We start from the raw sequence: 18,519 nt of genomic DNA on the forward strand, positions 1-18,519 counted from the left end.
GCCCCCGCCCCGCCTATATAGGGGGCCCGCCGTCCCTCATGGCCAGCCCGGGCTGTCACGGGGCGCGCGCCGCACGTCGTCCCAGAGGAGTTTCCGGTCCATGGCGTCCCTTCGCGATATCCGCAAGCGCATCCGCTCGGTGAAGAACACGCGGCAGATCACCAAGGCCATGAAGATGGTCTCCGCCGCGAAGCTGCGGAAGGCGCAGGACGCCATCCTCGCCGCCCGCCCGTACGCGCAGACGCTGGAGCAGATCATCTCCGAGCTGGCCGTGCGCTCCGCCGACCAGGAGCTGGCGCACCCGCTGCTCGCCTCCCGCCCCATCCGCCGCGTGGAGCTGCTGCTCCTCACGTCCGACCGCGGCCTCGCCGGCGGCTTCAACTCCAACGTCATCCGCCGCGCCAGCCGCTACCTGTACGAGAACAGCAACCTCCAGGTGCGCGTCTCCACGGTGGGCCGCAAGGGCAACGACTTCTTCCGCAACCGCGGCCAGTCCATCCGCAAGGACTTCGCCGGCCTGTACGCGACGCTCAACTACCGCTCCGCCGCCAACGTCGCGGAAGAGCTGGCCGCCGCCTTCCTCAACGACGAGGTCGACGCGGTCTACGTCGTCTACAACGAGTTCGTCTCCGCCATCACCCAGAACGTGGTCGTGTCGCAGCTGCTGCCGCTGCAGCCGGCCGCGGTGAAGGCCGCCACCCCCACCGCGGAGACCGTCGCGGCGGCCCCGGCCCTGGTGGACTTCAAGTACGAGCCGTCCCGCCAGGCCGTGCTGGACCGGCTGGTGCCCCAGGCGGTCAACATCAAGCTGTACCGGGCGCTGCTGGAGAGCGTGGCCAGCGAGCAGGGCGCGCGCATGAGCGCCATGGAGAACGCCACCAACAACGCCACGGACATGATCTCCAGCTACACCCTGCTCTACAACCGCACCCGCCAGGCGGTCATCACCAAGGAGCTCATGGAGATCGTCTCCGGCGCCGAGGCCCTCAAGTAGTCCGCCTTTCGCCCGGTCGTACTCCCAGGAGGGCCCGTTGCTTCGCGCTCACACGAGCGCCGGAAGCGCGGGCCCTTCGTCGTTCCAGGCCCCCCACCGGGCAGGCGGAGCACAAGAGAACCGCAAGGGACTGGCGCCCGGGACACCGCTCCGCTAAGCGGGACTTACGTGCGCGGACCCGGGAGGCTTGACCCTGCCGGGCACCCCCCGGTAAAGGGGGCCCGCCCACACCCCTCTTCGGGGTTCGATTTCCTGACGGGCGGCGGCGCCCCGGCCGCTCGCCACACGAGACAAGGCAGAGGAGTCCCATGAGCGCTCAAGTCCCGACGACTGGCAAGATCACGCAGGTTCTCGGCCCCGTGGTCGACGTGGAGTTCCCGCCCGGCGGGCTCCCTGAGGTGTATGCCGCCCTCAAGCTGACCAACCCCAACCTGGGCGCGGGGCAGGACAACCTCACCATCGAGGTCGCGCAGCACCTGGGTGAGAACACCGTGCGCTGCATCGCCATGGACTCCACGGAGGGCCTGGGCCGCGGCATGCCGGTGCGCAACACGGGCGCCCCCATCCAGGTGCCGGTGGGCAAGGCCACCCTGGGCCGCATCATGAACGTCACCGGCGAGCCGGTGGACGAGATGGGCCCGGTGAACGCCACCGAGTACTGGCCCATCCACCGCGCGCCCCCTCCGTTCACGGAGCAGGACGTGCGCGTGCAGATGTTCGAGACCGGCATCAAGGTCATCGACCTGCTCGCCCCCTACACCCGTGGCGGCAAGATCGGCCTGTTCGGCGGCGCCGGCGTGGGCAAGACGGTGCTCCTGCAGGAGCTCATCCGCAACGTGGCCGTGGAGCGCGGCGGCTTCTCCGTGTTCGCCGGCGTCGGTGAGCGCACCCGTGAAGGCAACGACCTGTACCACGAGATGCAGGAGACCAAGGTCATCCAGACCGACAACCTGGAGAAGAGCCAGGCGGTCCTCGTGTACGGCCAGATGAACGAGCCGCCCGGCGCCCGCGCCCGCGTGGCCCTCTCCGCGCTGACCATGGCGGAGTACTTCCGCGACGTGGAGGGCCGTGACGTGCTCCTCTTCGTGGACAACATCTTCCGCTTCACCCAGGCCGGCTCGGAAGTGTCCGCCCTCCTGGGCCGCATCCCCAGCGCGGTGGGTTACCAGCCCACGCTCGCCACGGAGATGGGCGGCCTGCAGGAGCGCATCACCTCCACCACCAAGGGCTCCATCACCTCCGTGCAGGCCATCTACGTGCCCGCGGACGACCTGACGGACCCCGCGCCCGCCACCGCGTTCGCCCACCTGGACGCGACCACGGTGCTCAACCGCTCCATCGCGGAGCTCGCCATCTTCCCCGCCGTGGACCCGCTGGACTCCACCAGCCGCATCCTGTCCGCGGACGTGCTGGGCGCCGAGCACTACGCCGTGGCCCGCCGCATCCAGGGCATCCTGCAGCGCTACAAGGAGCTCCAGGACATCATCGCCATCCTCGGCATGGACGAGCTGTCCGAAGAGGACAAGCTGTCCGTGGCGCGCGCCCGGAAGATCCAGCGCTTCCTGTCCCAGCCGTTCTTCGTGGCCAAGGTCTTCACCGGCCTGGACGGCCGCTACGTGAAGCTCCAGGACACCATCCGCAGCTTCAAGGAGATCGCGGACGGCAAGCACGACGACCTCCCGGAGTCCGCCTTCTACATGGTCGGCTCCATCGAGGAGGCGCAGGAGAAGGCCCGCAAGCTGGCGGCGGCGTAAAGCTCCCATGCGTCTGACCGTCGCGCTCGCCCTGCTGTTGTGTGGTGCCGCTCCCTCCGCCCTGGCGGAGGAGCGCGCCAGCCGCGCACGGGTGAGCGCGAACGGGCTGTACAGCGTCCGCACGGTGGACGTGGGCGTGGGCAGGTGCCGGCTGGAGATGCTCAAGGAGAACGGGGCCCTCTGGTCGGCGGACGTGTGCGTGGGGACGGTGGACGACCTGTACTTCGCCTCCAACGACGGGGAGAAGGTCTGGGTGCTCTACCCGCTGGTGGAGAAGGGCAAGCCGCCCCCCGGCAAGAAGAAGACGAAGGGCAGCAGCCTGGCGTGGGCGCGGGTGATGGTGGCGGCCCAGTTCGACCGCACCGGGCAGAAGCTCCAGGAGCGGCGGCTGACGGAGTTGATGACGACGAAGCAGCTGTCGGAAGTGCGGCAGCTGGCCCACCACCTCAAGTGGCTGGAGGGCACGCTGGGCATTCCGGGCAAGGGCCCCCGCCTGACGGACGCCGGGGTGTTGGAGTTCGAGCCGGTGGGCGTGAAGACCCAGCGGCTGACTTTCTGATGCGGTAGTGCGGTAGCACGAGGACCTTCATGGCCAAGCTGACTGTCGAGATCGTCACCCCCGAGAAGCGCATCCTGTCCGTGCAGGCCGACGAGGCCATCGTGCCGGGCGGAGAGGGCCTGTTCGGCGTGCGTCCCGGCCACACGCCGTTCCTGTCGCTGGTGGAGCCGGGCACGCTCACCCTCATCGAGGCGGGCAAGCAGGACCGCTACTTCGTGGCCGGCGGCTTCGTGGAGGTGAGCAACGACAAGGTGCTGGTGCTGGCGGACGCCGCCGAGCACGTCACCGGCATCGACGTCGCGGGCGCCCGCCGCCGCATGGAAGAGGCCCAGGCGCGCCTCAAGGGCCTGAACACCGCGGACGCGCGCTACGCGCTGGAGCAGGCCGCGGTGCGCCGCGAGGCCGCGCGCATCGGCGCCGCCGAGGCCCGCTGAGCCTCCTCCATCGCGCGTCCTGACCGGGCGCGCGTGAAGCACCGGAAGGGTGGAGCCGCGAAGTCCCCAGGGCACGGGGACGGGCGCTCCACCCTTTTCGCGTTCCGGGGTCCGGACGGCGCATGATGCGGCGCTGTCATGAGCGCTCCTGAATCGCCCGTCCTGGAACTGTTCCACCGCATCGCGGATCCGCCGTCCGCCACCGCGCGCCGCTTCGTCACGGACCACGCGCTGGAGGACCGCGTGCGCTTCCGCAACCTCACCTACGAAGAGGTGGAGAAGGACTGGCGCGAGCGCGGCGGCCACACGTCCCCCGCGCTGTGGGACGGCACGCGGCTGTACCAGGGCGCGGAGGCCGTGGTGGCGCGGCTGCTCGCGGTGGTCAACCTGGGCCGCGACGATTCGTGATCAGCGCGCGGGCGCGCGCGTGGACGAAGTGAAGTCGCGCGCGTCAAGGTGAACACCTGAGCCCGTGGGCAGTGCACGCGCACGGCGCCTTGCGCACCCACGCGCGGCCACCCGTGCGTCCCTTTCGGTTCATGCGCAGCATTCGAAGTTGGACACGGACGCGTGCTCGCGCGCTTCATCGGGCCCGCCTGCTTGCTGAAACGCAGCGGGATGCGATAGCTACCGCGCCCCCGGTTGCGCCGTTGTTACGGCGAAGGAGGCAGACAGTGGCGACGCGCGCGGTGCAATCCAGCGGGACCTTTCTTGTCCAGCGCTCCACCGCACCCGCTCCGTGCACGTCAAGGCCCCATGATCGATCCGCCGTCGCGTCGCGCGCCCTCGCTGCGTTCATCTCGGTGCTCGTCCTTGGCTGAGGCTCGGGTAATCTCCGCCCCTCCGATGCCGCTGACTCCCGCAGACCGCCAGGACAGGTTCCATGCGGCATTTCTCGGGCTCGCCATCGGGGATGCGCTCGGCTTTCCGCTGAGGGGCATCCCCCCGGCGAGCCTGGCGCGGCTGCCCGGGCTGGCGGAGGACTTCGCGCCCCGGCCGCGCGGCAAGTTCGCCAAGGGCCAGTTCAGCGACGACACGCAGCTCCTGCTCGCGTCCGCGGAGAGCGTCATCCGCGAGGGCAAGGTGGACGGCCGCAGCGCGGCGGCGCACCTGGCGTGGCTGTGGCAGGAGGGCATCATCCTGCAGCCGCCGCGCAGCCTGTCCGAAGCGCTGCAGCGGCTGTCGGGCGGCACGCCGTGGATGAGCGCGGGCGCGCCCCTGGGCACGAAGTGCCCGTCGGTGCTCAGCCGCGCGCTGGTGGTGGGCCTCTTCGAAAGCGGTCAGCGCGCGCGCCTGCCGCACGACGCGGGCGTGCTCACCGTCATCACGCACAAGGACCCCGTCTGTGCCGCCGCCGCGGCCGCGTTCGCGCAGGCGGTGGCGCTGGGCATGGAGGAGGAGGCCCTCACGCCCGCGGCCTTCTGCGAGGCCCTGGCGCTGTCCGCCGCCGTGCACGACAAGAACCTGGCGGAGGAGATCCGCCACCTGCCGCGCCTGCTCACCTGGGACACCCAGCGCGCGCTCAACCAGCTGCGCAAGGTGGGCGTGCCCCCCAGCGAACTGAAGGGCGTGGACGGCCTGCCGTGCCACGTGGTGCCGGTGCTGCTCACGTCGCTGTACGCGACGCTCAAGGTGCCGCACGACTTCCGCGAGGCCGTGGTCCTCACACTGCGCTGTGGCGGCGAGGCGGACGTGGCCGCGGCGCTCACGGGCGCCCTCCTGGGCGCGCACCTGGGCACCCGCGCGATTCCCGCCCGCCTGCGCAAGCAGGTGCTGTACGCGGAGAACCTGCTGGACACCGCGGACCGGCTGTTCCGGGCCCGCCAGGTGCGCGAGACGCTGGCCACGGCGATCGCCCACCAGAAGACCCGCCGCTAGGCATCTGACACGGGTCCATCCCGCCGGGGCGGGAGTACCAGGCAGGCAGCCGGACGAGGCCGGGCTGTGCGGCGGGACTTCTCCCGCACACCCTTCCTGACCACCTTCAGGAACAGACCGGGGACAGCTGGGACGCCGAGCAGGCGGCCGTCAGTGGTTTCCCGTGAAGTCATCCTGTCGGAGGCACGGTCGTGGACCTCGAATCGGAACGCCTGGAGCGCAGCCAGCTGGAGACGCTCTCCACCCCGGAACTCATCCGGCACGCGCTGTCGGAAACCCGCCTGTTGGTGAAGGCGGAGGTGATGCACGCCAAGAAGGAACTGAAGCAGGAGCTGCAAGCAGCCAAGCTGGCGGGCATCTTCCTGGGCGCGGGCGCCGTCCTCGCCCTCACGTCGCTGGCGGTGCTCTTCGTCGCGCTGGGCCTGGCGCTGCCGCTGGGGGACGCGGTGGGCGTGCTCATCGTGGGCGCGGTGCTACTGGCCGTGGCCGGCCTCCTCCTGTTCCTGGGCGCCAAGCGGATTCCCAAGAAGCCCCTGGTGCACACCCAGGAGCGCTTGAAGACGGACCTTCAGATGACCCGGGAGACGCTCCAATGAGCCAGGCATCCGAGACCGAAACGCACGCCGAGCACGCCATCACCAAACGCATGGGTGACCGCGAGCAGGTGGAGCACACCGCGGACCGCATCCGCGACGAGCTGCTGCTGACCCTGGAGGAGCTGGACCGCCGGCGCGCCCGCGCCACGGACGTGCGCTACCACGTCAACCAGCACAAGGACCTGCTCGTCACCGTGGGGGCCGCGGCCCTGGTGGCGGTGGGCCTGGGGGTGGGCATCGCCATCTACCGCGCCCGCCATCACGACGAGCGCGTGCGCCGCCAGCGCCGCAGGGCCCTGGAGCGCGCCTGGGCGCACCCGGACCGCGTGGCCACCAGCATCGAGGACAAGCCGCTGGGCGCCGAGCTGGGCCGCAAGGTGGTCATGATCTTCGCCACCTCGCTCGCCACCGCCGTGGCCCGCAACTCCATCCAGACCCTGGTCCCCTCGCGAACCGTCACCAAGGTCCCCGCGGACAAGGTGACTGTGGAGAAATATAAGAAATCCTGAAAGCGTAAAATGCGCGCATAAAGCAGACTGATGTCCATGACGGACCTGCTCTATGCGCGCGCGCAGATGGGACTGTCGCTCGCGTTCCACATCGTGTTCGCGGCGGCTGGCGTGGCGTTGCCGGTGCTGATGGTGCTGAGCGACCTGAAGCACCGGCGCACGGGGGACGCGGACTACCGGAAGCTCAGCGAGAAGCTGGCCAAGGGCACCGCCATCCTCTTCGCGGTGGGGGCGGTGAGCGGGACGGTACTCTCGTTCGAGCTGGGCCTCTTGTGGCCGGAGTTCATGGGCCGCTACGGGGAAGTGATTGGCCTGCCCTTCAGCCTGGAGGGCATGGCCTTCTTCACCGAGGCCATCTTCCTGGGCATCTACCTGTACGGCCGCGAGCGCGTGTCGCCGGGCCTGCACCTGTTCAGCGGCGTGATGGTGGCGGTGAGCGGCGCGGCGAGCGCGTTCTTCGTCACGCTGGTGAACACGTTCATGAACAACCCGTCCGGCTTCACGCCCACGCCGGCGGGCCCCACGGACGTGCAGCCGCTGGTGGCGATGTTCAGCCCCGGCTGGCAGTACCAGACGGCGCACGTGCTCCTGTCCTGCTATCAGGCCAGCGCGTTCGCGATGGCGGGCATCCACGCGTTCATCCTGCTCAAGCACCCGGGCGCTTCCTTCCACAAGAAGGCGCTGTCCGTCGCGCTGCCGCTCGCGTGCGTCACCGCGCTCGCGCAGCCGCTGGTGGGGGACCTGTCCGCGAAGCATGTGGCGCGCGCGCAGCCGGTGAAGCTGGCCGCGATGGAGGCGCACTTCCACACGGAGGCGGGCGCGCCCCTGAAGGTGGGCGGGTGGCCGGACGTGGAGAAGCGCACGGTGACGGGCGCCATCGACCTGCCCAGGGGGCTCTCCATCCTGGCCTTCGCTGATCCCAACGCGGAGGTGAAGGGGCTGGAGGAGTTCCCCCGCGACGTCTGGCCGCCGGTGGCCAAGGTGCACATGGCCTTCCAGGTGATGGTGGGCACGGGGAGCCTGATGGCGCTGCTCGCGCTGGCGACGCTGTGGCGCAGGTGGCGGGGCCGCGAGTGGCCGCACGGCAAGGGGATGATGCGCGCGTGGCTCGTGGCAGGGCCGCTGGGGCTGGTGGCGCTGGAGGCGGGGTGGCTCGTCACGGAGTGGGGGCGGCAGCCCTGGATTGTCCGGGACGTGATGCGCACGGGCGCGGCGGTGACACCGGTGCCGCACCTGGCCGCGCCGTTCTTCACCTTCACGGCGGTGTACCTGTTCCTCGGGGTGACGGTGCTGTTCGTGCTCTGGCGGCAGGTGGCTGGAACGTTGCCCAAGGGGCCCGGCGCGGACGTGGAAGGCGAGGTGGCCCATGTCCACTGAGACGTGGGTGCTGGGGCTCGCGGTGGCGGGCACGTTCGTGCTGTACGCGCTCCTGGGCGGAGCGGACTTCGGCGGCGGGGTGTGGGACCTGCTCGCGCGCGGGCCGCGCAAGGCGGAGCAGCGCGCGCTCATCGCCCGCGCCATCGGCCCGGTGTGGGAGGTGAACCACGTCTGGCTCATCGTCGGGCTGGTGCTGCTGTTCAGCGGCTTTCCTCGTGCCTTCGCGGCGCTGAGCGTGGCGCTGCACGTGCCCCTGACGCTGCTGGTGCTGGGCATCGTGTTCCGGGGCACGGCGTTCACCTTCCGCGCCTACGACACGCGCGGCGACGTGGTGGAGCGCCGCTGGGGCGTGGTGTTCAGCGTCGCGAGCGTGGTGGCGCCGCTGCTTTTGGGCATGTGCGTGGGCGCGGTGGCCAGCGACGCCATCCGCATGCAGGGGCACGCGGTGGTGAGCGGCTTCTTCGCGTCGTGGCTGTCGCCCTTCGCGCTGTCGGTGGGCGTGCTGACGCTGGGGCTGTTCGCGTTCCTGGCGGCCGTGTACCTCACGCATGAGGCGCGGACGCACGAGCTGGCGGAGGACTTCCGGCGCCGGGCGCTGGTGACGGGTGGGCTGCTGTTCCCGCTGGCCCTGGCCGCCCTGCTGCTATCGCGCGAGGGGGCGCCGCGCGTGTGGACCGGCCTGTTACAGACGCCGTTCGCGCTGGCGCTGCACGCGGGCACCGCGGTGGCGGCGGTGACGGCGTTCGCGCTCCTGTGGACGCGGCGCTTCCGGGCCGCGCGGGTGGCAGCGGCCACGCAGGGCGGGCTCATCGTGCTGGGGTGGGCGGCGTCGCAGGCGCCTTACCTCGTCTACCCGCACCTGACGCTCCAGAGCGCGGCGGCGCAGCCGGTGGTGCAGCGGCTGCTGCTCGTCGCGCTCGCGGTGGGCCTGGTGCTGGTGGTGCCGTCGCTGGTGCTGCTGTTCCGCGTCTTCGGGCCCCGGGGGCAGGCTCCCCGGGCTCCGGAAGCGCCTACGACTTGAGCACGGGGAACAGGGGCGGGTGCACGACGCGGGGCTTCTCGTCGCCCCGCGCCACCAGCACGCGGGCGCCTTCGAGCAGCTCCTCCGCGTCCAGGGCCTCCACCACGGTGCGCGCGGCGGTGTCGGGGTCCATCACGCGGCAGTGCACGCGCATGACGCCGGCTTCCGTCTCGCCGCCCTCCACCTCGCCGTTGCCCGTCCAGCCGAGCGCGTCCGTGAGCAGCTCCTCCACGGCGTTGCGCTGCTCGAAGTCGTGGCCGGTGCCCTTGCCCTGCACCGTGTACTCGACGAGCAGCACGGCCATGGCGTCCGGCTCGGGCTCGTCGTAGCCGGCGTCCACCAGGGACTCGGCCTCTTGAGCGATGACCATGTCGGGGTCCTCGTCCGGGGGGACGGGGACGGCCTTCTGCTCGCCGCCGTCACCCACGCTGCCCCAGTGCACGGTGACGACGCCCTCGTGCTCCCACGCCTCCCAGTAGCGCAGGGTGTCGCCGTCCTTCTTGTAGAGCTTCAGCAATGCGTGGCCCTCATTCGCGCGGACTCCATACCGCAACGGGGCCTAGTAGGCACGGCCCTGTCCGCCGTCCACGGGGAGGGTGGCGCCCGTCACCCACTTCGCCCGCTCCGAGCACAGGAAGGCGACCACGTCCGCCACCTCCTCGGGCGTGCCGAAGCGGCCCCAGGGAATCTGCTCGCGCACCATCTTGGCCACCGCCTCCGGGTCGTGCTGCTGGCGCCGGTCCCAGCTGCCGCCGGGGAAGAAGATGGAGCCCGGGGCCACGGCGTTGACGCGGATGCGGTGGGACGCCAGGTCCACGGCCATCTCCTTGGTGAGCGCGATGAGGCCCGCCTTGGCGGCGCTGTAGGGCGCGCTGGTGGCGTACTCGCGGCCGAAGATGGAGCTGATGTTCACGATGCTGCCGCCGCCGCGCTGGCGCATGACGATCAGCGCGCGCTGGCTGCACCACACGGCGGACATCAGGTTGCGCTGGAGGACGTCGTTCCACTGCTGGGTGCTGGCCGCGTCGAAGGCGCCCGCGCCGCCGCTGCCGCCCACGTTGTTCACCAGGATGTCCAGCGAGCCGAAGGCGCGCACCGCGGCGTCCACCGCCGCGTACGCGCCCTCCTGCGTGGCCACGTCCGCGACCACCGTGGCCACCTGGGCGCCCTCGGAGCGCAGCTCCTTCGCGAGGACCTCCAGCGGCTCCAGGCGGCGCGCGCACACGCACACCCGGGCGCCCTCGCGCGACAGCACCATGGCGATGGCCTTCCCGATGCCCCGGCTGCTGCCGGTGACGAGCGCCGTCTTCCCCGTGATTCCGAGTTCCATGCCGTCCCTTCTACCGCCAGCCCGGGCCGGGTGGGGGAGGGGATTCACCGGGGCGTTCAGAGGCGTTCGAAGACGTCCAGGCGGTACGTGCCCTCCATCTCGCCGCGCAGGTGGCGCAGGTGCTTGGGGGCGAGCTGGCGGAAGGCGTCGTGGACCTCGTGGCCGTTGAGGTGCATGTCGCGCGTCTGGCCGGTCCAGTGGACGAGGACCAGGTGCCCGCCGGGCTCCAGGTGTTCGAGGATGCGCTGCTGCACGAGGGCCAGCTCGCGGAGGTTCCAGTAGGCGCCGCGCTCGGACACGAGGGTGAGGTCGAAGGTCTGTTCCGGGTAGCGGTCCGGCACGTCCATGCGTTCGAAGCGCACGTTCGGCAGGTGGCGGCAGCGGTGGATGGCGCGGGCCTGGGCGGACTCGGAGGACTCCAGGGAGAGCAGGGCGTCACAGCGGGCCTGGAGCTTCTCCGTGAGCAGGCCGATGCCGCCGCCAATCTCCAGGGCGGAGCGGTAGCGGGCACGGGGGAGCGAGGCCAGCGTGACGTCGTCGCGGCTGCGCACGCAGCCCAGCGCATCGAAGCGCCACGGATCCCCGGCTTCCCGTGGATGCGGAGGAGGGGTCGGCAGGAGGGCGGATGACGGTTCCATCGGGAGGCTCCTGGGGGAAATGCGAACCCTCAGGATGGCGCCTGCACGGGCCCGCTACATCCCGTGCGCTCGGGACAGGCGGAGCGTCCAACGGCGGTCAGCCGCCGCGCCAGGTGTCCGGCTGACAGGACCACGGGAGCTTCTCGCTCCGCCGATCGCAGTGGTAGCCCTCGGCGCAGGGATTGGGTTCGTTGGGATCGCAGGCCTGGAGGCAGTGGTAGTGGTCGCAGACCTGGCCTTCGCCGCACGCCGGGTTCGTGGCGGAGCAACGCTGAATGCATTCCGCCCAGACCTTGCCCGGGAACTCCGAGTTCGAGACCACCTCGCATTTGCGGCCATCAGGGCAGGGGGTGTCCAGACAGTTCGGACCGTAGATGGACGCGCAGATGGAGGTGCCCTCCTTGAATGGGATGCAGCGCTCCCCCTGGGGACAGCCTCGCTTCTCACAGGTGGGAAGACACGCAGGGGTCGGCTTCACGTCCGCGCAGAAGAAGCCATCTGGACACGACTCGGGCTGGCCTGGAGTGCAGGGACGGGCGCAGTAGCCATCCCTGCCCCGGCACTCGAGCCCCTCCGTACAGGCGGCGGTGACGTCAAAGGGAGTCCTCAGGCAGCGCTGGCCTTCATGCCGGATGCCGACGAGGAGGCAGAGCCTGATCAGGCCCCCCCCTGTCCTGGGGGCAATCACGGTCCTGCAGCGTTGATCCTCCGGACACTGGCTGTCGGTCGTGCAGGCGCTGTCCGAGCAGTAGCTCCGGAAGCGGCCGTCGTGGAAACAGACGAGAGGGGCCTCGCACTCGGTCTGCTCCGAACAGGTCTGATGGTAGGTGGCCCGCCGCATCCGCGCGTCGTAGTCCAGCATGGGGACCAGGCTCTCTGGTTCCATGACAGGTGCGGCATGGGCTTCCCGGGCGCTCCGAAGAAGAAAGGCCGCAGGGGCCAGGAGCACGAGGCAGGCCGCCAGGCTCAAGGGAACATGCCAGGGCCGTGTCATGGGCCACCGCACAGATCGATGCATTCCTCGGTCGGCTCGGCGTCGTCGGGACAGAGGCGCTCGTAGTCCTCCGAACTGCATGCGGGTTTGGGAATCCGCTCCAACGTGTCCCGGTGCGCCGCCCGGTCCAGCTTGCCTCCCGGACGGTGCACCTCCGGGCACGCGGCCATGCTCCCCAGGACGCACAGCCACAGCCCCACCGCGTGTGCTCGGCCCATGACGGTCCAGGCTAGCCGTGGCCTGGAACCGTCAGGCATCGCCCCCGCGGGCAATGCAGTGTCAGCCAGCCTGGAAGCGGGCCTCCGCCGGACGCGCGCCACCCGTGCGCTTCACGCCGTGGTCGCCGTTGGCGGACAGGTGCTCCAGCAGCTTGAACACCGTCTCCACCTCGTCCGCCGCGCCGATGTCCTGCGCCAGCTGATCCGCCGAGCGCGCCTCCGCCTTCGCCGCCTTCAGCTTCGCCAGCAGCTTGCCCTGCAGCTCCAGCACGCGGCCCGCGGCCTTCTTGCCCGCCTCCACGCCCGGCTGGTGATAGGCATTGATGTTCACGAGGCTCGCGTAGAAGCCCACCGCCCGCTCGTACAGGGCCACCAGCGCCCCCAGCGTGCGCGCGCTCACGTCCGGCACGGTGAGCGTCATGGACTCGCGGCCCTTCTCGAACAGCGCCCGGCGCGTGCCCAGCAGGAACCCCAGCAGGTAGTCGCCGCTGGTGTTCTCACCCTCCACCGCCAGGGACTTGCCGTCCCGGTCCTTCAGCACCTCCAGGAAGGTGACGAAGAAGTTGTTCACGCCCTCGCGCAGCTGCTGCACGTACGCGTGCTGATCCGTGGAGCCCTTGTTGCCGTAGACCGCGATGCCCTGGTTCACGACCTTGCCGTCCAGCGACAGCTCCTTGCCCAAGGACTCCATCACCAGCTGCTGGAGGTACTTGGACATCAGCATCAGCCGGTCCTTGTACGGCAGGATGACCATGTCCTTCTGGCCCTTGCCGCCGCCCGCGTGGAACCACATCAGCGCGAGCAGCGCCGCCGGGTTCGCCGCCGCGTCATGCACGCGCGTCGCCGCGTCCATGTCCTTCGCGCCCGAGAGGAAGCCGGCCACGTCCAGCCCCTGCAGCTGCGCCGGCACCAGCCCCACCGCGGACATCACCGACGTGCGCCCGCCAACCCAGTCCCACATGGGGAAGGTGCGCAGCCACTTGTGGCCCTTGGCGTAGGTGTCCAGCTCGCTGCCGTCGCCCGTCACCGCCACCGCGTGCGCGCCGAAGTCCAGGCCGCGCTGCTTGTAGGCGGCCTCCGCCTCCAGCATGCCGTTGCGCGTCTCCTTGGTGCCGCCGGACTTGCTGATGACGACGGTGAGCGTCTCCGCCAGCCGCTCGCCCAGGCCGTTGAGCGCCCGGTCCATCCCGTCCGGATCCGTGTTGTCCAGGAAGTGCACCTGCATCGCGTCCCGGCCGCTGCCCAGCGCGTCCGCGACCAGCTGCGGGCCCAGCGCCGAACCGCCGATGCCGACAATCAGCACCTGCGTGAACTTCGCCGCCTTCGCGGGCTTCACCTTGCCCGCGTGCACGTCCTTCGCGAACGCGGCCACCTGCGCCTGCATGTCCGTGATGGCCGTCTTCAGCTCGGCTTCCGGCGCCAGCTCCGGGGCGCGCAGCCAGTAGTGGCCCACGCGGCGCTTCTCATCCGGGTTCGCGATGGCGCCCTTCTCCAGCGCGTCCATGGCCTGGAACGCCGCGTCCATGCGCGAGCGCATCCCGTCCAGGAAGTCCGCGCCGAAGTTCATGCGGGAGATGTCCAGCGTGAGCCCCACCGAGGGGACGACGCACAGGTGCCGCTGGTACCGCTCCCACAACTCGCGCTCCGTCATGACCCGACTCCCTTGCAAGGGGCGCCGACCTCATGCGCGGCGCCCGCCAGAACCGTCGCGGCGCACCGTAGCAAGGCCCGCACGGCGCGGACGCAAGGATGTCGCGCGCCACGTTGCCTGGACGTCGGTTCCCGCCCCGTCTGTCGTTCAGCCGGGAGGCCTGGGCCTCAGGGGGCCGGGTGCGCGGCCTCCACCGGAGGCGTCACTTCCGGCGTCTGCGCCCCCTTGGGCTTCCATGCCGGGTTGCGGAAGATGTAGCCCAGCCGCTGGCTCAGGGGCCCGGGGCGGGCCGCGTCCCTCGCGATGGCGGCGAACTCGTTGAACGCGATGCGCACCGGGTTGTGCGTGGTGAGGTTCTTCGTCAGCCCGTAGATGGGGCGCTCGGTCTCCGGGACGAACGTGCCGAAGAGCCGGTCCCAGATGATGAGGATGCCCGCGTAGTTGATGTCGATGTAGGCCGCGTTGGAGGCGTGGTGCGCGCGGTGGTGCGACGGCGTGTTGAACAGCCACTCCACCGGACGCGGCAGCCGGTCGATGGCCTCCGTGTGGATCCAGTACTGGTACAGCAGGCTCACCGCCTGCTGCGTGACGATCATCTCCGGGGAGAAGCCCAGCAGCGCCAGCGGCGCCCAGAACACCCAGCCCGTCATCGGCGTCCACGTCTGCCGCAGCGCCGTGGACAGGTTGTAGTGCTGGCTGGAGTGGTGCACCACGTGCGACGCCCAGAAGAGGCGGCTCTCGTGGTGGACGCGGTGGAAGGCGTAGTAGCAGAGGTCTTCCAGGAAGAAGAGCAGCACCCAGGCCAGCAGCCCGTGGCCCAGGCGCAGCGGCGTCAGGTGGTAGAGCGCCGCGTAGCCCGCGAACGCCACGCCCTTCCAGAACACGTTCACCGCCACGTTGCCCAGGCCCATGGAGATGCTGGCGAACGTGTCCTTCCACGTGTGGCCCTTGATGCTGTCGCCGCGTTCCTCACGCAGCTTCTTCACCCAGAGCGCCTCGGCGATGACGGTGATGACGAACACCGGGATGGCCGGGGTGATGAGGTCGGGGATGTGTGCCATGTCCATGATGACCTCCTGCGAATCAGTCCTTGGGTGCGAACGCGACGCGCATGAAGCGCGCCAGCGTGTCCAGCATGCGGCGGTGCGCGGGGTCTTCCGGGCGCGCCGAGCCGCCCACCGCCGCGCCCTGCACCGCGTCCAGCGCCAGCTCCACCACGTCGTCGAAGTCCGGGTGCGTGGCGGCCACGTCCGGGAACAGCTCGCGCGCCACGCGGTGCAGGTTCTGGCGGTGCGGGCCGTCCACCGCCGCCAGCGCGTTCTGCAGCTCCGGGACGGTGCGCGCCGCGACGTACAGCTCGATGGCGGCCTGCAGCTCCGGCCGCTGGTAGGCGGCCCACAGCATGTCCACCGCCGCCCCCACCCGGTCCTTCCCGGACGGGCGCGCACCCACGCCCGCGAGGAAGTCCTGGATGATGCGGGGGAAGAGGTGCTCCACCGCCACCGCGAGCAGCTCCTCCTTCGTCTCGAAGTGCGTGAACAGCGCCCCCTGCGACACCCCCGCCCGCTTCGCCACCTCCACCGTCGTCAGCCGCGCGTAGCCCTGCTCCACCAGCGCCTCGATGGTGGCGTCCAGCAGCTTGCGGCGCGTCGTCTCACGGCGCTCCGCCTGCGTGCGGCGCGCCGGGACCGCGGCCTTCTTGGGGGCGGACTTCGGGGGCATGCGGGGAGGATAACCCGTCACTTAAAAAGTGACCAGTCACTTTGTTGACGCGGTGCGGAAGCCGCCGGCTGATCCCGCGGTGAGGTCCGTTCCGGGCCTGCCCGTGGGGCATCCGGGCAGGCAGGCGCCTGTCTTTACCTCCGGATGGCTGGCAGGGATTGGAGCGGACAGGCTTTAGAAGCATGAGGCCTGCCAACCGGGCAGGCGGGGAGGCAGGCGCTCCAACGCTTTGGAACTGTTTCTCCTCTGGAGTGTGGTGAAGACTCGCCCCCTTGAGACAGGGCGGGGCGTGGCTCGCCTGCTAGTGATCCGTTCGGGACTGAGCGAAAATCCCAGGGAAATAGCGCAAGCCCTTGCACCGGTTGTCCGCCCGCCCCGATATGAACATCTCCGCTCTTCTCGTCGGCTCCCTCCTCGCTTCGGCTCCCGCTGTCCCCTCCACCGCTCAGGCGGTCGCGAACATGCCCGAGGTGGGCGTCCCGTTCGCGTGTGGTCGCATCTACACGGTGAGCCAGGGACATGAGACTGGCAGCCACCAGCACAACGACACGTTCGCGTGGGACTTCCGCATGCCGGAAGGCACGCCCATCGTGGCGTCGCACGACGGCGTCGTGCGCATGGCGCGCGGCGACAGCCGTCAGGGCGGATGCGGCGAGCAGTTCGCGCCGCTGGCCAACTACGTTGTCATCTCGCACGGCGACGGGCTGGAAACGCAGTACCTGCACTTCAGCGCCGTGGTGGTGAAGGCCGGCGAGCGCGTGAAGGAGGGCCAGCTCATCGGCTTCTCCGGCGCGACGGGCTGGGCGTGCGGCGCGCACCTGCACTTCAAGGTCGCCAAGGAGCAGGGCTCCGGGTGGAACAACCCCTCCGTGCCCGCGCGCATCGCGGGCTATGGGGATCCGGTGCGTGAGACGCTGGTGTCGGCGCCGCTGTGCAAGGACTCCGCGCAGCCGATGATGGCCTCCAACGGCGGCGTCCACATGCCCGGCCAGGCCGTGATGTCCATGTCACCCGACAGCGCGAATCCGCTCCAGGATGCGTCGCGCGGCCTGCCGCCCGGTGCCAAGGCCATCATCGACGGCCTCTCCCAGCCTCCCGCCCAGGGCGGCGAGGGCCTCGACAAAACGGCTCCGGCCCGCCCGGCCCGCATGGCGAGCGGCTCCGACGAGACTCGCTGACGCGAGCAGCGCTCCGGCGCCCGCGAGCAGCCCGAAGAAGGCCCCCGCGTTGAGGAAGTACTCCAACGGCAACAGGGGGCCTTCGACGTAGCCGCGCACGACGCGGTAGCCCACGTGCGCCAGCAGCGCGAGCAGGGGCAGGTTGATGAGCGGCAACACCAGCCACCGGGCCGTGCGCCACCAGCGGGCCACGGCCTCCGCGACGGCGGTGGAGGCCGTGTAGCGCCAGGCCCCCGCGCGGGCCACGCGCAGCTCCGCCAGCATCGCCTCCACGTCCGGCACTCCCAGGGTCTCCGCCTCCAGCCCCTGCGTGCGCGCCACGCTGCGCGCCTCCGCCAGGGCGGTGCGCGCGGCGGACTCCGCGAGGAAGTCGTCCTCGAAGGGCTCCACCACCGCGACCTCCGCGGCGCGTGCGCGCGTGCGGTCCCTGACGGCATCCACCACGGTGGAGGCCGCCGCCACCGCCAGTCCCGCGGGCAGGCTGCGGCGGGCCACCAGCGCGCCGGCGCCCATGCCGGACGCGCCCCACAACGACAGCCGCAGTCCCCACGCGGCGGGGCCCCAGAAGCGTCCCGCGGCCTGCCGGCGCACCTCCGATGCCAGGTGCCCGTGGGCCAGGGACAGCCGCGCGTCGAAGTCCCCCTGGAGTGCCTCGCCCGCGCGCGCGAGCCCCGCGTCCAGCGCGGTGCGCGTCTTCGCGAGCAGTGCGTCCGTGTCGTTGAGCGCCGTCTGCACGGTGGAGGCGAGCTCCTCCAATGCGCCCAGCGCGTTGGTGTGGCGCACGCGCGCGGCGACGGCCTGGGTGGCCAGCCCGCGCAGGTGGAAGAGGAGCGGACCGAACTCGCCGGAGACGTCCTGGCCGTCCTTCGCGGCGCGCGCGCTGATGGCGAAGACGGGCACGTCCTCCGCGGCCAGGCCGTAGTGCTGAGTGGCCACGCGGCGGATTTGAGACTTCAGCGCTTCGCGCGATTCGGCGGACAGCTCGTCCGCGAAGTTGAGGATGAAGACGAGCGCGCGGCGGCGGGCGAACTCGGCGAGGAAGTCCACCTGGGTGGCCTCCGCGACGCTGCCCCGGTGCATGACGACGAGCGCCACGTCGGCCTTGTCCAGCGCGGCGCGTGCGACGTCGCGGTGCTGGGTGGCCACGCTGTTGAGGTCCGGCGTGTCGATGAAGACCTGGCCGCTCCACAGCCCCTGCGGGCCGGGCGTGTAGCGCACGACGCGCGCGCCGGTGCGGGCCAGCTCGTCCGTGGGCGTGCCTTCCGGCGCGAAGAGGGTGGAGACGGTGCTGGTGGGGCGGTCCACGCCCTCGCGGGAGAGGGCCTGGCCGGAGAGGGCGTTGAGCAGGGTGGACTTGCCCGCGCCGGTGGCACCCACGAGCGCGACGACGAGCGGCGCGTCCTTCCGGGCCACGCCGCGCGCGTAGTCCTCCAAGAGCCGCTCCAGGCGCGGGCCATGGGGCTTCAGCGCGGGCAGCGACAGAGCGTCGGTGAGCAGCGGGCGGAGGGCTTCGGGGTCGGGAAGGCGGGTGTCGTCCACGGAAGGGCCAGCGTGGCGCGGCGCGCGCGTGCTGGCTACCGGGATGAGCGGTGACGGTGCGCCAGCGTGCATTCGCCCGCGGCGCATGTTCACCGGCCCCGCCCTGGACGGCGGGGGATGACCTGCT

General features: G+C 70.9%; 18 protein-coding genes and 1 pseudogene. 11 read left to right on the plus strand and 8 right to left on the minus strand.

The annotated features are described in order from the left end of the window. Positions 1 to 100 precede the first annotated feature (100 nt). The 10 genes from atpG (at position 101) to D7W79_RS08170 (ending at position 9,122) form a co-directional block, all read left to right on the plus strand. Entirely contained in the window at positions 101 to 994 is an 894-nt protein-coding gene (gene atpG, locus D7W79_RS08125; RefSeq protein WP_120524770.1) for an ATP synthase F1 subunit gamma, read from the plus strand. 308 nt (positions 995 to 1,302) lie between these two features. Continuing rightward, positions 1,303 to 2,748, plus strand: coding sequence for a F0F1 ATP synthase subunit beta (atpD, locus tag D7W79_RS08130; protein ID WP_120524771.1), 1,446 nt, complete (start codon positions 1,303 to 1,305; stop codon positions 2,746 to 2,748). Positions 2,749 to 2,755: 7 nt separating this feature from the next. Continuing rightward, positions 2,756 to 3,307, plus strand: a complete 552-nt coding sequence (locus D7W79_RS08135; RefSeq protein WP_120524772.1) for a hypothetical protein — start codon at positions 2,756 to 2,758, stop codon at positions 3,305 to 3,307. Positions 3,308 to 3,336: 29 nt separating this feature from the next. After that, positions 3,337 to 3,741: a F0F1 ATP synthase subunit epsilon gene (locus tag D7W79_RS08140; RefSeq protein ID WP_120524773.1), complete on the plus strand. Its 405-nt coding sequence runs from the start codon at positions 3,337 to 3,339 to the stop codon at positions 3,739 to 3,741. A 138-nt stretch (positions 3,742 to 3,879) separates the two neighbouring features. Beyond that, entirely contained in the window at positions 3,880 to 4,149 is a 270-nt protein-coding gene (locus D7W79_RS08145; RefSeq protein WP_120524774.1) for a hypothetical protein, read from the plus strand. Positions 4,150 to 4,587: 438 nt separating this feature from the next. Continuing rightward, positions 4,588 to 5,619, plus strand: a complete 1,032-nt coding sequence (locus D7W79_RS08150) for an ADP-ribosylglycohydrolase family protein (RefSeq protein WP_120524775.1) — start codon at positions 4,588 to 4,590, stop codon at positions 5,617 to 5,619. Between the two features lie 191 nt (positions 5,620 to 5,810). Further along, on the plus strand, positions 5,811 to 6,215 hold the full coding sequence (locus D7W79_RS08155; protein ID WP_120524776.1) for a phage holin family protein: 405 nt from the start codon (positions 5,811 to 5,813) through the stop codon (positions 6,213 to 6,215). Further along, positions 6,212 to 6,724 (plus strand): hypothetical protein, encoded by a 513-nt coding sequence (locus D7W79_RS08160; RefSeq protein ID WP_120524777.1) that lies wholly within the window; start codon positions 6,212 to 6,214, stop codon positions 6,722 to 6,724. Before D7W79_RS08155 ends, D7W79_RS08160 begins: the two co-directional genes overlap by 4 nt. 36 nt (positions 6,725 to 6,760) lie before the next feature. Next, the gene (locus D7W79_RS08165) at positions 6,761 to 8,101 is read left to right on the plus strand and encodes a cytochrome ubiquinol oxidase subunit I (protein WP_276375133.1); all 1,341 of its coding nucleotides are present in this window, start codon (positions 6,761 to 6,763) and stop codon (positions 8,099 to 8,101) included. After that, on the plus strand, positions 8,091 to 9,122 hold the full coding sequence (locus D7W79_RS08170; protein WP_120524779.1) for a cytochrome d ubiquinol oxidase subunit II: 1,032 nt from the start codon (positions 8,091 to 8,093) through the stop codon (positions 9,120 to 9,122). The genes D7W79_RS08165 and D7W79_RS08170 overlap by 11 nt, the downstream gene beginning before the upstream one ends. Here D7W79_RS08170 and D7W79_RS08175 read toward each other — a convergent pair. The 7 genes from D7W79_RS08175 to D7W79_RS08210 all read right to left on the minus strand — a co-directional run bounded on the left by D7W79_RS08175 (position 9,112) and on the right by D7W79_RS08210 (position 15,675). After that, positions 9,112 to 9,639 (minus strand): hypothetical protein, encoded by a 528-nt coding sequence (locus D7W79_RS08175; protein WP_120524780.1) that lies wholly within the window; start codon positions 9,637 to 9,639, stop codon positions 9,112 to 9,114. The genes D7W79_RS08170 and D7W79_RS08175 overlap by 11 nt on opposite strands. Before the next feature lie 42 nt (positions 9,640 to 9,681). Next, a complete protein-coding gene (locus D7W79_RS08180) occupies positions 9,682 to 10,452 on the minus strand; it encodes an SDR family NAD(P)-dependent oxidoreductase (RefSeq protein ID WP_120524781.1) in 771 nt (256 codons plus the stop codon). A 56-nt stretch (positions 10,453 to 10,508) separates the two neighbouring features. After that, complete coding sequence (locus D7W79_RS08185; RefSeq protein WP_120524782.1) at positions 10,509 to 11,090, minus strand: class I SAM-dependent DNA methyltransferase; 582 nt, start codon at positions 11,088 to 11,090, stop codon at positions 10,509 to 10,511. A gap of 990 nt (positions 11,091 to 12,080) precedes the next feature. Beyond that, the gene (locus D7W79_RS08195; protein WP_120524783.1) at positions 12,081 to 12,302 is read right to left on the minus strand and encodes a hypothetical protein; all 222 of its coding nucleotides are present in this window, start codon (positions 12,300 to 12,302) and stop codon (positions 12,081 to 12,083) included. 61 nt (positions 12,303 to 12,363) lie between these two features. Then, on the minus strand, positions 12,364 to 13,953 hold the full coding sequence (locus tag D7W79_RS08200) for a glucose-6-phosphate isomerase (RefSeq protein WP_120524784.1): 1,590 nt from the start codon (positions 13,951 to 13,953) through the stop codon (positions 12,364 to 12,366). A gap of 167 nt (positions 13,954 to 14,120) precedes the next feature. Further along, positions 14,121 to 15,020: a sterol desaturase family protein gene (locus D7W79_RS08205; protein ID WP_120524785.1), complete on the minus strand. Its 900-nt coding sequence runs from the start codon at positions 15,018 to 15,020 to the stop codon at positions 14,121 to 14,123. Between the two features lie 16 nt (positions 15,021 to 15,036). Beyond that, entirely contained in the window at positions 15,037 to 15,675 is a 639-nt protein-coding gene (locus D7W79_RS08210; protein ID WP_120524786.1) for a TetR/AcrR family transcriptional regulator, read from the minus strand. Between the two features lie 617 nt (positions 15,676 to 16,292). Here D7W79_RS08210 and D7W79_RS46180 point away from each other — a divergent pair. Beyond that, positions 16,293 to 16,457: pseudogene (locus D7W79_RS46180) on the plus strand (M23 family metallopeptidase); the annotation flags it as partial. Positions 16,458 to 16,682: 225 nt separating this feature from the next. Here the strand turns inward: D7W79_RS46180 and D7W79_RS08220 are convergent. Next, on the minus strand, positions 16,683 to 18,392 hold the full coding sequence (locus D7W79_RS08220) for a GTPase (RefSeq protein ID WP_120524787.1): 1,710 nt from the start codon (positions 18,390 to 18,392) through the stop codon (positions 16,683 to 16,685). Between the last annotated feature and the right edge of the window lie 127 nt (positions 18,393 to 18,519).

Origin of the sequence: Corallococcus exercitus (assembly GCF_003611585.1) — a bacterium.
In the GTDB taxonomy this organism is placed as follows: Bacteria; Myxococcota; Myxococcia; order Myxococcales; family Myxococcaceae; genus Corallococcus; species Corallococcus exercitus.